9 protein-coding genes, 2 pseudogenes and 1 riboswitch are annotated in these 11,839 nt (G+C 31.2%); of the genes and pseudogenes, 3 read left to right on the top strand and 8 right to left on the bottom strand.

Features of this window, described 5'->3' with window-relative positions:
• Nucleotides 1–21: 21 nt before the first annotated feature.
• The 5 genes and pseudogenes from ribB to SA378_RS01315 all read right to left on the bottom strand — a co-directional run.
• Nucleotides 22–951 (bottom strand): annotated as a pseudogene (gene ribB, locus SA378_RS01335) (3,4-dihydroxy-2-butanone-4-phosphate synthase); the annotation flags it as partial.
• Between the two features lie 9 nt (nucleotides 952–960).
• Entirely contained in the window at nucleotides 961–1,611 is a 651-nt protein-coding gene (locus SA378_RS01330; RefSeq protein ID WP_318524194.1) for a riboflavin synthase, read from the bottom strand.
• Nucleotides 1,596–2,711 carry a bifunctional diaminohydroxyphosphoribosylaminopyrimidine deaminase/5-amino-6-(5-phosphoribosylamino)uracil reductase RibD gene (gene ribD / locus SA378_RS01325; protein ID WP_318524193.1) on the bottom strand — a complete coding sequence of 372 codons (1,116 nt, stop codon included), beginning with the start codon at nucleotides 2,709–2,711 and terminating at the stop codon, nucleotides 1,596–1,598. Before ribD ends, SA378_RS01330 begins: the two co-directional genes overlap by 16 nt.
• A 169-nt stretch (nucleotides 2,712–2,880) precedes the next feature.
• Nucleotides 2,881–3,000: riboswitch (FMN riboswitch) on the bottom strand.
• A 106-nt stretch (nucleotides 3,001–3,106) separates the two neighbouring features.
• Complete coding sequence (locus SA378_RS01320) at nucleotides 3,107–3,772, bottom strand: HDIG domain-containing metalloprotein (RefSeq protein WP_318524192.1); 666 nt, start codon at nucleotides 3,770–3,772, stop codon at nucleotides 3,107–3,109.
• A gap of 206 nt (nucleotides 3,773–3,978) precedes the next feature.
• Complete coding sequence (locus SA378_RS01315; RefSeq protein WP_318524191.1) at nucleotides 3,979–5,991, bottom strand: methyl-accepting chemotaxis protein; 2,013 nt, start codon at nucleotides 5,989–5,991, stop codon at nucleotides 3,979–3,981.
• A 182-nt stretch (nucleotides 5,992–6,173) separates the two neighbouring features.
• Between SA378_RS01315 and SA378_RS01310 the strand changes: the two are divergent.
• Nucleotides 6,174–6,389 (top strand): annotated as a pseudogene (locus SA378_RS01310) (NAD(P)-dependent oxidoreductase); the annotation flags it as partial.
• A gap of 45 nt (nucleotides 6,390–6,434) precedes the next feature.
• Here SA378_RS01310 and SA378_RS01305 read toward each other — a convergent pair.
• From SA378_RS01305 to SA378_RS01295, 3 genes are all read right to left on the bottom strand, one after another.
• Nucleotides 6,435–6,884 (bottom strand): hypothetical protein, encoded by a 450-nt coding sequence (locus SA378_RS01305; RefSeq protein ID WP_318524190.1) that lies wholly within the window; start codon nucleotides 6,882–6,884, stop codon nucleotides 6,435–6,437.
• A gap of 278 nt (nucleotides 6,885–7,162) precedes the next feature.
• Nucleotides 7,163–7,600 (bottom strand): DUF2383 domain-containing protein, encoded by a 438-nt coding sequence (locus tag SA378_RS01300; protein WP_318524189.1) that lies wholly within the window; start codon nucleotides 7,598–7,600, stop codon nucleotides 7,163–7,165.
• A gap of 135 nt (nucleotides 7,601–7,735) precedes the next feature.
• Entirely contained in the window at nucleotides 7,736–8,038 is a 303-nt protein-coding gene (locus SA378_RS01295; RefSeq protein WP_318524188.1) for a hypothetical protein, read from the bottom strand.
• A gap of 192 nt (nucleotides 8,039–8,230) precedes the next feature.
• Between SA378_RS01295 and SA378_RS01290 the strand changes: the two genes are divergently transcribed.
• Both SA378_RS01290 and SA378_RS01285 read left to right on the top strand, forming a co-directional pair.
• Complete coding sequence (locus SA378_RS01290) at nucleotides 8,231–9,931, top strand: methyl-accepting chemotaxis protein (RefSeq protein ID WP_318524187.1); 1,701 nt, start codon at nucleotides 8,231–8,233, stop codon at nucleotides 9,929–9,931.
• Nucleotides 9,932–9,993: 62 nt separating this feature from the next.
• Nucleotides 9,994–11,730 carry a GGDEF domain-containing protein gene (locus SA378_RS01285; RefSeq protein WP_318524186.1) on the top strand — a complete coding sequence of 579 codons (1,737 nt, stop codon included), beginning with the start codon at nucleotides 9,994–9,996 and terminating at the stop codon, nucleotides 11,728–11,730.
• The last annotated feature ends 109 nt before the right edge of the window (nucleotides 11,731–11,839 follow it).

Raw genomic sequence — 11,839 nt, 5'->3', positions numbered from 1 at the left:
TTCCTCTGTTTCCATTCCTTAGTCTTGCAGTGCATATGCTTTTATTTTATTTATAAGCCCTATTCCTCTTCCTTCCTGTCTCATGTATAATAAAACTCCTCTTCCTTCCTTTTCGATACGCCTTAAAGCTTCCTGCATCTGGTCACCGCAGTCACATCTTAAAGAACCGAAAGCATCCCCGGTCAAGCATTCAGAATGTACCCTTACAAGCACAGGCTCTTCAGTATTCACATCACCTTTAACCAGTGCCACATGGTGCTCACCGTTTATTTTATTAATAAATCCTATCATTTTAAAATCACCGTATTTTGTAGGCAAATTTGCTTCAGCTACTTTTTCAACTAGAACTTCTTTTTTGTGTCTGTATTCAACCAGGTCCTTTATCGTAATAAGCTTTAAATCAAATCTTTCAGCATAATCCATTAAATCAGGTACCCTGGCCATAGTGCCGTCTTCATTCATTATTTCGCAAATTACCCCTGCAGGATATAATCCTGCTAATCTCGCTAAATCAACAGATGCTTCCGTATGGCCTGTTCTAACCAAAACTCCTCCGTCTTTTGCAACAAGAGGAAAAATGTGACCGGGTCTATTAAAGTCACTGGGTTTTGCATCTTTTTCCAGCATGTGCTTAATTGTTTGTGCCCTTTCATGAGCTGAAATTCCGGTTGTTGACCTTGCAGAGTCCACTGATACTGTAAATGCTGTTTCTTTAGGATCAGTGTTGTCGTTAACCATGCTTTTAATATTCAGCTCATCCAATCTTTCTTTTAACATAGGAACACATATGAGACCTCTTCCGTACTTTGCCATAAAATTAATATGCTCTGGTTTTACCATTTCTGCCGCCATGAGCAAATCACCTTCATTTTCCCTGTCTTCATCATCAACAACAATAACCATATTTCCTTTTTTCAATTCTTGAATTGCTTCTTCAATTGTATTAAACATTTTATCCTCCTATAGGAATCCATTATCCATTAAAAATTTCATATCTATTTTATTTGCATCCTTATTATCATCTTTAAAAGTTAAAAATCTTTCAATATATTTACCCACAATATCACATTCTAAATTAACTTCATCTCCAACTTTTTTCTTCAGCAAAATAGTTTCTTCCTTTGTAATAGGAATCAGTGAAACTCTGAAGCAGCTATCAGTTGTATCAACAACCGTAAGACTTGTACCGTCAATGGCAACGGAACCCTTTGGTATAATATATTTAATTAATTCATTCTTTGTTTCAACAGTTACCCAGGTAGCATTGTCTTCATCCTTGTATTCTTTAATAATACCTGTTCCGTCTATGTGGCCGGATACTATGTGTCCACCCAGCCTGTCACTTGCTCGAAGTGCTCTTTCAAGATTAACCAAGCTGCCATTTTTTAATTTTCCAAGGTTTGTTTTTCTCATTGTTTCCGGCATAACATCAACAGTAAAAATGTTATTAGAAAAACTTGCGACAGTAAGACATACACCGTTAGTGCTTATGCTGTCTCCAATTTTTATATCTTCAAGGACTTTCTTGGCACGCAGCGTGAGCTTCATAGATTTACCCTCGTTTACTGCTTTCTCCATTGTTCCAATTTCTTCAATTAATCCTGTAAACATATTCTATCCTTTCTCACATAAGCTTCAACCATTATATCTTCATCAAAAGTTCTTATTTTTATACCTTCTAATAAAACAGAATCTTGAAGCTTTTCAAAACCATCTCCACCTACAGGAGTTTTAGATTCTACTCCCCCTAAAATCTTAGGAGCTATAAAGGTTATAACCTTGTCCACTAGTTTTTCCTTGAGAATTGAGAAATTCAAAGTTGAACCGCCTTCAACCAGAATGCTGTCAATGCCTTCTTTTCCCAGCCAGTCAAACAGAAAATTCAAATCAACCATTGACTCCTTCATTGGAGTTATAACAACCTGAACGTTTTCAAAGCTATTTAATTTTTCTAGCTTTTCCTTGTCAGCCTTTTGTGTTGTTGCTATAATAGTTTTTTTTGGAGAATTCACTTTTAGAACTTTTGAACTTAATGGTATTCTTAAAGTTGAATCCACTATAATCCTTACAGCATCAGTTCCCCCATCTTTAAGTCTCGTAGTCAGTGATGGATTGTCTGCAATGATGGTGTTAACTCCAACCATTATTCCTGATACTTTATTTCGTAATTCATGCACATGATATCTGGATTTTTCATTAGTTATCCACTGAGACTCACCATTCTTCGTAGCAATTTTACCATCCAAGGTCATAGCAGTTTTTAATATGCAAAATGGTTTCTTTTCTTGAATATACTTTAAAAAAATTTCGTTTGTTTTTTTAGCTTCTTCCTCAAGTGTTCCTATAACCACTTCAATACCGTTTTGTCTAAGAATTTGTACTCCTCTTCCTGAAACTTTTGGATTTGGATCAATCATGGAAATAACAGCTTTGGATAATTTCTTCTCAACCAACAATTTAGCACAAGGAGGTGTTTTTCCGTAATGAGAGCATGGCTCCAAAGTAACATAAATTGTTGCACCTTCCACATCCTCTGTTGCATTTTTTATTGCATTAACTTCAGCATGAGGTCCTCCATAGTATTCGTGGTATCCTTCACCGATTATTTTTCCGTTTTTTACAATAACGGCACCAACTAATGGATTAGGGCTTGTTTTGCCAATACCTTTCAACGATAAATCCAAAGCTCTTTTCATATATAATTCTTCCATAAACACCTCCAAGACTATATTTTCCAAATTCTAATTTTTTAATAAAAAATTGGTTAGGGCATGCGCAGTCTCAATCACACTCTGAAAAATGGGGTTAGGGCATACAAAAAGGTTCTGAAGGAAACTTCAGAACCTATATGTTCAAGTTAACGAATACGTAAATATATCCGTTTTTCTTCTCCCATCCAGACTTTACTGTCGGTCTTGGAATTTCACCAAATCAGCCGCATTGCCGCAGCTCGTGGACTTTACCACCGGTCGGGAATTTCACCCTGCCCTGAAGATTTATTCAATTTAACGAAATTATAATACTAAGTTAAATGAATGTCAAATATTTTTTGTTTGATTATCAAATATTTTTTACATTTCATTATTTTTTCTTAAAAGTATGATTTTTATACATTCCCTTTAAAATCTCTGCACTTTTTCAAAAACATTGCAATATTTTGTTTTTCCTTTTCAACATCACTATTTTTTCTCCCCAATCTGTCGCAATAGCCTAAAAGCGCTATTTCATTTATGTCAGTTTCATCTTTCATACTACCTATGTCTGCAAATTGATTACCTTTTACAACATGCAGTATTTGCATGTGCCACCTGATTAATGATGTGACTTTTCCAATAAATATTTCATCTTGAGTAAATTCCTTCAAAAATTCTTTAGCCAATACTGCGCCTACTTTTTCATGGTCATAAGACGTGATTTTACCATTACGAATTTTAGTAGTATCAGGCTTTCCTATATCATGAAGTAAAGCTGCCCACATAAATATTTTTTCATTTTTACTGTTGCGTTTTTCCTTAGCAGCATAGTCAATTACCAGCATTGTGTGCTTCCACGCATTGCCCTCTGCATGATGAACAGGTGACTGTTCTGCATTATTTAAATTGTACAACATGAAAAAAGGATACTTTTTAAATATCGGAAAATCTACGATGCTGTTGAAATATTCTGATGGTTTATCGTCCATCAATAAATGATTGTTTATCTCATATAGAAAAATTTCCTTTGTATTTTCATCTGACAAATTAAAATTTATTTTTCTTTGTTTTAGCTGCATAATTACCTCTTGATATTTAACTAATTTTATTTATAATTTATCTTGCCACTTTAAAATAAAAAAATACTGTTTTTAATATGGCATAGCTTCCATTTTAAAAACTATTGACAAATTTAATCTGTTAAAATCAAAAATTGAAAGTAAAAAATATCTTGCAATTCCAAATAATTTCAAGATATTTTTTTCTGCTCATGTTATAACATCGCTTAATTTTTCATTTTATAGATGCTGACGATCTCATACAATGATTGTGCCTGTGCTGAAAGTTCTTCACTTGCTGCTGCAGTTTCCTCAGAAGTAGCTGAGTTTGCTTGAACAACATCTGAAATTTGATTAATTCCTGTATTAATCTGATTGATAGACTCTTCCTGTTTTTTTGCAGCTTCTGCTATTTCATAAACAATTTCATTCACTTTGTTTGTCTTGTCAGCAACATTATATAGAGCTTGTTCAGTTGCCTTAGCAATCCTGCTGCCATTTTCTACAGCTTTTATTGAATTTTCAATTAAAACAGCTGTACTTTTAGCAGCTTCTGCACTTTTATTTGCAAGGTTTCGCACTTCATCTGCCACTACGGCAAAACCCTTGCCATGTGAGCCGGCTCTTGCTGCTTCAACCGCAGCATTTAAAGCAAGAATATTTGTTTGAAATGCAATGTCATCAATGGCTTTTATAATTTTGCTTATCTCTTTAGATATTGTATTAATGTTATCCATTGCCTTCATCATTTCGCTCATCTGATCGCTGCTGACTTTAACTTCCTGGTTTGTATCCATGGAAAGTATGCTTGCTTTGTCAGCATTATTAGCATTTTCGCTTATCTGTTGTGAGATTTCTACAATTGTTGAAGTAAGTTCTTCTGTAGCACTCGCCTGTTCGGTTGAGCCTTGAGCCAATGACTGAGATGCTGCTGATACATGTGAAGAACCGCCATCAATTCCATCTGCCATAATTTTGATTTCTTTCAATACTTGCCCAAGTTCAGAAAACAGGCTTTCTACAACATCTACAGTATCTTTATAAATTCCCTTATGATTGCTATTATTCGCTGTAACAGTTAAATCATGTCCTGCCAATGCTTTATTGAACAGCTCTATATCATAGTACATCATTTGAACTGAATTAATAGCACCTTCCATGGAACGAGCAAGCAGACCAATTTCATCTTTGCTTGTTATTCCATTAATACTGCTTATGATATCATTGTTTACATCACCAATCTCTATTGCTTTAGCGGCATTAACAACTTTTTCAATCGGAATCTTCAGTCCTTTTTTAAGAACTTTTGCTCCTATTAAAACACTAAGTATTATAACAAAAATTGCTATTATGGCAATCATTAAAATATTAATCAATAATTTATGCTCTACATCTGTATTATCTCTTCCTGAAAATAAAATACCTGTTACAGTGCTACCATCACTAGATAAAATTGGATAATATGCAGTTATGTAATTTTTGCCAAACAGTCTTGCTTCCCCTATATATTCCTGCTTTTGATTAATGACAACATCGGCAGTCTTTGGATTGAGATTAGTTCCCACAACTCTTTGTCCGTCAGAAATTATAGTAGTGTTAATGCGCACGTCACCTGCAAAAACAGTAAACTCATTACCTGTTAACTCTTTTAAATTGTCAACAAATTCAGTATTATTAAAATTGTAAGCTACAGAAGCAGTACCAATAATCTCTCCTGTACTGTTATAAATTGGGGCTGCTGCATTTATTGCATAGTCTTCAATTGTACTTCCAATAATATCTGAATATATATTTCCTTCTAATGCTTTTTGTATTACATTTTTACCGGCAATGTTGTTTACCTCTTTTTCAATATCATTTGTACTTGCTAATACAATACCCTCAGCATCAGTTACAGTAATATTCTCAATTTCCAAAGCTTCACCTAAATGTTTGGATTCTTCTAAAATGATTTTGGTATCTTCTGTTAAAATAGCTTCAATAATAGTTTTGTCAACCGATAAAGTTTTTGCAGAAATTTCTAGTGTCTTACCAATTTTATTGAGTTCTTCCTTCATTATATCTGCAGAAGAAACTGCCTGCTGATATGTGATTTCAGTAATTAAAGAATTCATTGAAAATAATGAGAATATTGCTGTGATAATAACTGCCAATGCAACAAAATATCCGATTACTCTCAACATTTTGTTGCTTAACCCGTTAAATCTTTTGTAAATTCTTTTTAGTAATTTGTCTTTCATTATCTCAGCACCTCTTAATTTTAATGTTTTTCATGGTATCTTGATTATCGAACAAATTATTGAAAAGTTTAGTTATAATTATAATCTATTTATTTTTTCTCTTGATTCCAAAAGCTCAGAGTTTTTAAATATTGACGAATCATTAAAAAACTTGTATATACTTATGAATGTGTTATTAAATCGCCTTAAATGAAGGTAGAATTGCAGGAGCTGGAGTTGATGTATTTGAAACAGAGCATCCTATAGCTGAAGAGCATCCTTTACTAAAAGCAAAAAATTTAATAGCTACACCGCACATAGCATTTGCAACAAAAGAAGCTTTAATAAAAAGAGCTGTCATAGTTTTCGACAATATCAAAGCATTTTTAAATGATACACCGCAAAATGTAATGAAATAAAATTAAAAATTCGGAAATATTAAAATTCCGAATCTTTTTATTTTACTATTTAATTATAATTGTTTCTACTTTTACCATTTGAATTTCATCTGTTCCATCTAAATTAATTTTTATCTCGTCATGCAACTTTTTCATCATTTTGTTTGCTTTATTCACATCAGTGTTTGAAACGGATATAATTAAGCTTGAATTATTGTTCTGAGAAATATAACCTTCAGATACAAGTTCATTAACAGTTGTTTGTACAGCATTCGAAATATTCCTGTTTTTCAATTCAAGATCATTAATGATTTCTCCCATTTCAGAATCAGCTTCAATATCAATGACCCTGTCAAAAGCATTTACAGTAAATTCAACTGAAGGTGTTCCTTTTAAACTAATATAGCTGGTTGGTGTAATATATAAATATCCTATATATGCAGAAGCAACAAATATAACTGTGAAAATACAAATTGCAATAACAAACTTCATCATAAAAACAAATAGTTTATTCATAAAATTCACCTCAACTTCAAGCTCAATATTATTGCAAAATTTCATCCTATGCTTAGTATATTCTTTATTTTACAAATAATTATGATTATATAATCTATATATACCATTATTTTTAAAATCAAAACAATAACCATTTGTTAATGATATTAAGCATTTACTAATGGTTATTCATATATCGCCATGTTAAAAAGAAATACCTCTAATCATTTTTAGAGGTATTCTTAATATTTAATGTTTAATTCTTAATAACAATATGCTGTTGCTTTTATTATGGAAAATTATAAAAATTTTTTCAATCTATCAATATTTGTTTGTTCCAGTTTTATAAAACGATCTGCAAAATCTTGAACTTCCTTGTCAGAACAAGTATGCGAATTCAAACTTTTAGTTATACCGGTAACACCCATTGTATTACCCTTGATAAGCATATCAGCAACATGGGATGGGTTGTTACTAATCATCGTATTAATACCCACACTCATTTTTGCACTCACTTTATTGAACGTTGAAATGTCCTTGGGTTCACTTTTTCTTTTTAGAATTTCCTCATGTGCTTCGTTTGCAATTTCCTCGTAACTTTGCATCTGATACTTGAGTTCATCATATATGCTGTTATCATTTACTTTGGTTAAAAGATTATTGATTGTTTCAACACCCATTTTTGCACCACGATAAATTTCCGACAAGAAATCTACTGTATTTTGACTATTGTCCATATTTAACCTCCCTTGATTTATTATATTGTTTGCAAAATTAACATATTTAATCATGTGAATTTTTTAATTTTAATATATAGAAAACAAAAAAGTATAATAATAGCTAAATCTGATTTGTTATCTATATAATTTTTTTCATTTTATAAACTGATTAGTTTTCCCCATTTTATAAGCAAGTATAATCATTTCCTTCTCTTCTTCAGTTATTTCCCTTGCATACATTTTTTCAAATTGTTGCAGTAACCTCTCAATATCAATAACTCTTTTTCTTTTCCTTGGTCTTGTCTTAACGTATGATGGATCGTATATTTTCGGCAATATGGATAAATTATGTATTTTTTTTAAAATTTCTGATGTGTAGTATGCATCAAAAAGTGCATTATGAAATTCATATGAAATTGGGATATTGAGCAATTCAACAGCATTTTGAAGCCGCATTAATTTCTTTTGAGGAAAATCCAGGTACAAAGAAACATTTATAGAACTGATGAAGGCATTATTGCTTTTTCCGGCAATAATGCCTATTTTATTATTACTAAAATTACATATTTTTTACACAAATTATCATTTGCCATTTACATAACTTAAATAATATAGCAATGACAATAGATTTTACGATGGAGGTCATGAATGATTAAATCAACATACAATATGATAAGCAATAAATTTAATGATTTGAAAGTTGGAATAAAATTAGGATTTGCGTTTATTATAGTAATTGTGTTATTCCTAGTACCAATAACAATAAGTCTTAAATATTTCAATGAAACTGTAAATTTATTCTACACGACAAATGAAATAACAATACCCGAAATATATCTTGCAACATCAGTATCAAAAGATATGAAACATATTGAAAAAAACCTTTATGCATCAATTCTTACTGATAATAATGCAAAAAAAGATGATTATAAAGAACTAAGCAATAGCTTACATAGTAATATAGAAAAGAATTTAATAGAATTACAGAGCTTACTTTTCAACGAAAATGACAAAGTTAACCTTCTCTTAAAGTTATTAGGTGATGAAGAAAATATCAGGAATGAAATTATGAGTTCTAAGTACAAGTCAGATGCACAAAGGTTAATTTTTAATTCATATGACCCTATTGTAAATAAAATCAATTCTGCTTTAGATGATATTACAAATGATATTAACCAAGGAGTAAACGAAAGTGCTTATGCATCACGTGAAAATTCTCAAATTTCTATAAGTATAACAATAGTAATGACAATAATAGTTTTAGCCATATCAGTATTAATAACCATCTTAATATCAAAAAGTATAGTAGCTCCAATTAAAGAAATAGAAAAATTAGTTAATGCGTTAGCAGATGGAAATTTGACTTACACCATAAATTATAAATCAAGAAATGAGTTAGGTAAACTTTCAAGCAGTGTTCAAAATTCAATATTCACTCTAGTATCATATATAAATGAAATTGATGAAATTATGAGTGAAATTTCAAAAGGTAATTTTAACTCAAAAATTAAACTGGAATTTAAAGGTGATTTTGAGCATATTAAACATTCAGTTACAGATTCAATTAATATGCTATCAACAACACTTTCTCAAATAAAAGTATCTTCAGATGAAGTATACATAGGCGCAGATAAAGTTGCTTTAGGTTCCCAAGAGCTTTCACGTGGTGCTTCAGAACAAGCAAGTGCTACTGAAGAATTATCTGCAACCATTGAAGAAATATCCGAAATAATACAAACTAATGCAAAAATAACTTTAGTTGCAACCAACAGCATAATTGATATGGACAATGAAATTAATTTTAGCAATAATCTTATGAAGGAAATGATTATTGCTATGACAGAAATTAACAACAAATCGCAGAAAATTGGTAAAATTATTAAAACTATTGAAGATATCGCATTTCAAACGAATATACTAGCTTTAAATGCAGCCGTAGAAGCAGCACGTGCAGGATCTGCAGGAAAGGGCTTTGCAGTAGTTGCAGATGAAGTTCGTAATTTAGCAAGCAGAAGCGCTGAAGCCGCAAAGAATACTACATTTCTCATCGAAGACACTGTAAAATCCGTATCATCGGGAAACATGATTTTAGATCAAACTGCTAAATCATTATCAAATGTTGTATCAAGTTCTCAAAGTATTAATAATACAATCAATGAAATTGCAAAATCATCTGAAGAGCAAGCTTCTTCTGTTGAACAGGTGCTAATAGGCATTGAACAAATTTCAACTGTAGTTCAAAAAAACTTAGCTATTGCAGAGGAAGATGCAGCAACTAGTGAAGCCCTGTCTGAACAAGCACGCGAACTGCATGTTTTACTCAATAAATTTCAATTTGAATATATTTGATTCTATTAATCAAATAATTTTTACATATTAAAACAAAAAATTTAAGTCAATTGGAGATTGAAATGTCAGAACAATTTAAAAAAGCGGTGTCTTATATCATAGAAAACAAACAAATTAAAACAGTTTTCCAACCTATTATATCACTTAGAGATGGCAGTATATTAGGTCATGAAGCTCTAAGCCGAATCACATGCGAAAGTGAAATTGAAAATACAGAAATGTTGTTTGAAATTGCAGGACAGCATAACCGGTTATGGGAATTAGAACTCCTTTGCAGAACAACTGCACTTGAAGCAGCTTATAAATTTATGATTCCTCCATATAGTAAAAAACTTTTTTTAAATGTAAATCCTAATATAATGCACGATGAAGCATTTAAAAAAGGTTTTACCAAAGGGTTTTTAAAGCATTACGATATCACACCACAGAATGTTATTTTTGAGATAACTGAAAGAAATGTAATTACGGATATTGATGGTTTTACTTCAACAGTTGATCACTATAAAAGTCAAGATTTCAAAATTGCCATTGATGATGCCGGATCGGGATATTCAGGACTAAATCTTATTAGTGATGTAAACCCTCATTATATTAAGCTTGATATGAAACTTATTCGTGATGTTAATAATGACAGTTTGAAATTTGCCCTTGTAAAGGGAATGGTCGAATTTTCTAAAGTTTCAAACACTTATTTAATTGCTGAAGGAATTGAAACTTATGCTGAATTAGAAACGCTGATAAACATAGGTGTTCAATATGGGCAAGGATATTTCATTCAAATGCCAAACCAAGAAGTGTTAGAAATACGAGATGAAATATTGTCAGTAATAAAAAAACTTAATCAGAAGAAAAACAGTATAAACAATAATACTATAACAAATATTTATATTAAAAATTTATGCACGTTTACTGATGTTGTTCATCCAAATGAAAAAGTGTCTAATGTATATGATATTTTCAAACAAGATAGTAATCATTTTGGTTTATGCGTAGTTGCAGATGGAGTGCCTATCGGAATTGTTACCCAGGAAAAATTAGCACTGAAATTAAGTGGACGATATGGCTATACATTGTATCAAAACAAAACCATTTCAGAAATTATGGATAAAAACTTCTTATCTGTTGATTATAAAACACCAATTAGTGAAGTATCCTCAATAGCCATGTCACGTCCTATCAATAAATTGTATGATTTTATTGTTGTCACAGAAAACGAAAAATACATTGGAACTGTAACAATTAAAAACTTATTGCAAAAAACTACTGAAATAGAAGTTTCAACAGCAAAACATCAGAACCCTTTGTCTGGTTTACCCGGTAATTTAATAATAGAGCAAATGTTAGCTCAATGTTTGGCATGTACAGAAGAATATAGCATTGCATACATAGATATCGACAATTTTAAGGCATACAATGACTGTTATGGTTTTGAAAACGGTGATTTAATAATAAAACTCTTAGCAAATATTCTTAGAAATTATTTTCCTATAGAACAATTTGTCGGTCATATAGGAGGAGATGATTTTATTGTCATTTTAAACAAGTGTGTAAATGATAATTACTTCATTGATGTTGTTAAAGAGTTTGAAAATAAAGTTTTAAAATTTTATAATAAAACAGATATTAGCAATGGATACATAACGGCTAATAACAGACGAGGCGAATTAGAGAAATTTCCACTCATAACTATTACATATGTTTTAGCTAACAACAACACACATAATTTTAGTAATATATTTGAACTTACTGAATATTTAGCTAAAATGAAAAAAAATGCAAAGCAAAGCAAGTATAGTTAATGGCATACTCATTATAAACTTATGAAGTCAATTCATGTAAAAGGGATGTAGCATTCATGATTATTATGGTGTCATTCTGAGAGCTTTAGCCCGAAGAATCTCATAATTT

It is taken from the genome of Sedimentibacter sp. (assembly GCF_033447055.1).
In the GTDB taxonomy this organism is placed as follows: domain Bacteria; phylum Bacillota; class Clostridia; order Tissierellales; family Sedimentibacteraceae; genus Sedimentibacter.
Note: the sequence above shows the minus strand (reverse complement) of the source record. Positions and strands in the feature narration are given on the sequence as shown.

Bases quoted from the DNA above. Each gene is read 5' to 3' on its own strand.
- SA378_RS01330 (WP_318524194.1), bottom strand. From the start codon at position 1,611: ATGTTTACAGGATTAATTGAAGAAATTGGAACAATGGAGAAAGCAGTA.
- ribD (WP_318524193.1), bottom strand. From the start codon at position 2,711: ATGGAAGAATTATATATGAAAAGAGCTTTGGATTTATCGTTGAAAGGT.
- SA378_RS01320 (WP_318524192.1), bottom strand. From the start codon at position 3,772: ATGCAGCTAAAACAAAGAAAAATAAATTTTAATTTGTCAGATGAAAAT.
- SA378_RS01315 (WP_318524191.1), bottom strand. From the start codon at position 5,991: ATGAAAGACAAATTACTAAAAAGAATTTACAAAAGATTTAACGGGTTA.
- SA378_RS01305 (WP_318524190.1), bottom strand. From the start codon at position 6,884: ATGAATAAACTATTTGTTTTTATGATGAAGTTTGTTATTGCAATTTGT.
- SA378_RS01300 (WP_318524189.1), bottom strand. From the start codon at position 7,600: ATGGACAATAGTCAAAATACAGTAGATTTCTTGTCGGAAATTTATCGT.
- SA378_RS01295 (WP_318524188.1), bottom strand. From the start codon at position 8,038: ATGCGGCTTCAAAATGCTGTTGAATTGCTCAATATCCCAATTTCATAT.
- SA378_RS01290 (WP_318524187.1), top strand. From the start codon at position 8,231: ATGATTAAATCAACATACAATATGATAAGCAATAAATTTAATGATTTG.
- SA378_RS01285 (WP_318524186.1), top strand. From the start codon at position 9,994: ATGTCAGAACAATTTAAAAAAGCGGTGTCTTATATCATAGAAAACAAA.